At 70.3% G+C, this 1,665-nt stretch carries 2 protein-coding genes; one reads left to right on the top strand and one right to left on the bottom strand.

The genetic code is table 11. From position 1 onward, the window contains the following. Positions 1 to 100: 100 nt before the first annotated feature. Complete coding sequence (locus ABZ027_RS43150; RefSeq protein WP_356778594.1) at positions 101 to 652, top strand: hypothetical protein; 552 nt, start codon at positions 101 to 103, stop codon at positions 650 to 652. Here the strand turns inward: ABZ027_RS43150 and ABZ027_RS43155 are convergent. Then, the gene (locus ABZ027_RS43155; protein ID WP_356778596.1) at positions 600 to 1,394 is read right to left on the bottom strand and encodes an IS5 family transposase; all 795 of its coding nucleotides are present in this window, start codon (positions 1,392 to 1,394) and stop codon (positions 600 to 602) included. The genes ABZ027_RS43150 and ABZ027_RS43155 overlap by 53 nt on opposite strands. Positions 1,395 to 1,665 lie beyond the last annotated feature (271 nt).

Consider the following 1,665-nt stretch of genomic DNA (forward strand, 5'->3'; position numbering starts at 1 on the left):
AGAAGCCGTATCTCAACCGAACGTGATCCCTTGATTCCTGCTGGTCAGGCATGGTTTCGCTCGGGTTGAGGGAGGCATCGCGACGTCTTGTGTCCGCTTCATGGTCGAGGGGTGCGCGGTGGCGTCGGTGCTGGGAATGCTGGAGGAGCGAGAGGCGGCTGCTCGCGTGCGGGTGGAGGGCTTGCGGGAGGAAGTCGCGCGGTTGGCTGCGGTGTTGGAGGCCGCGGAGATCGAGCTGGACCGGCGGGTGATCGCGCGGGAGGAACTGCTCGAGGCCCTGGCAGTTGCTGCGGCCGAGTCCACTGCCGTGACCACGACCGAGGCGCAGGAGGAAGCGGCGCCGTCGCTCGCGCCGGTGCCAGGCTCGACGGTGCCGCCCTGGCGGGAAGGGCTGCCGGTGACGGTTCTGGCGCCGGACTATCAGCGGATTCTGGGCGTGCTGGAACAGCAGCGGTCCACGGGGCAGGGGCCGCTTCGAGCCAAGGAGATCGCGGTGGAGCTGGGCCTTGACGCGACGCCGGCGAAGGTCGAGGGGCTGCGGTCGAAAGCCCGGCGCCTGGCGGAGCGCGGGTGGCTTCTCCTGGAGGCGTCGGGGGCATTCAGTGCCGGCCGGCGGCCCGTGGCCGTGCCAGACGCCGGCTCATCCGCGTGACCATCGACCACCGGATCATCGCCTCGCTGGTGGCGGGCAGGGTCTCGTAGTCCCGGGCCAGACGGCGGGAGTTCATCAACCACGCGAACGTGCGCTCTGCCACCCAGCGCCTGGGCAGCACCACGAACCCTGTCATGTCGTCGGTGCGCTTGACGATCTCCAAGGTCAGAGCGAGTTTGTCCCGGCACCAGCCGACGAGGCCGCCGGTGTAGCCGCCGTCGGCCCAGACGAGGGTGATGTCGCGGTGCAGGCGGCGCAGCCGGGTCAGCAGGCCCGCCGCGGCGTCGCGGTCGCCGATGTTCGCGGCGGTGACCGCGACGACCAGGAGCAGACCGAGTGTGTCGGTCACGATGTGCCGTTTGCGGCCCGGCACCTTCTTCCCGCCGTCGTAGCCGCGTGAGGAGGCCGGCACCGTCGCGGCGGCCCGCACCGACTGCGCGTCGATGATCCCCGCCGTGGGCTCGGCCTCGCGGCCCTCGCGTTCACGGACCTTCCCGCGCAGCCGGTCGTGGAACTCGGCGATCAGCCCGTGCTCGCGCCAGCGGCGGAAGAAAGCGTAAACCCGGCCCCAATCGGGGAAGTCCGCGGGCAGCGCCCGCCACGAGATCCCGCCCGCGACCAGATAGCGGACCGCGTCCAGCAGCTGCCGGTGGCAGTAGCCCTCGGGCCGTCCGCCCCGCCCCTGAAGCCAGGCCGGCACCGGCAACAACGGCCGCACGGCCGCCCACTCCGCGTCCGTCATGTCCGACGGATACCGGCGCACCCGATCGGGATGATCGGCCGCGTTGCCGTACACGTGCGCGAGGCAATCGCACGACATGGCGGGCGAGTTGAAGTCAACGGGCTCGGGCGCGTACAACAACGACAACAGGGCCTCCGGGAACCGCTCGGAATGGGGTCGCACCCCCGAGCTACCAGGAGGCCCTGCCTTCATGCGCGTACCGCCGAAAGATCACCCGACCAGGAACTCTGTTCGATCCACACGCTCCAAGATCGGTTGAGATACGGCTTCT

The sequence above is a fragment of the Streptomyces sp. NPDC006332 genome (assembly GCF_040612855.1).
In the GTDB taxonomy this organism is placed as follows: Bacteria; Actinomycetota; Actinomycetes; order Streptomycetales; family Streptomycetaceae; genus Streptomyces.

Bases quoted from the DNA above. Each gene is read 5' to 3' on its own strand.
- ABZ027_RS43150 (WP_356778594.1), top strand. From the start codon at position 101: ATGGTCGAGGGGTGCGCGGTGGCGTCGGTGCTGGGAATGCTGGAGGAG.
- ABZ027_RS43155 (WP_356778596.1), bottom strand. From the start codon at position 1,394: ATGACGGACGCGGAGTGGGCGGCCGTGCGGCCGTTGTTGCCGGTGCCG.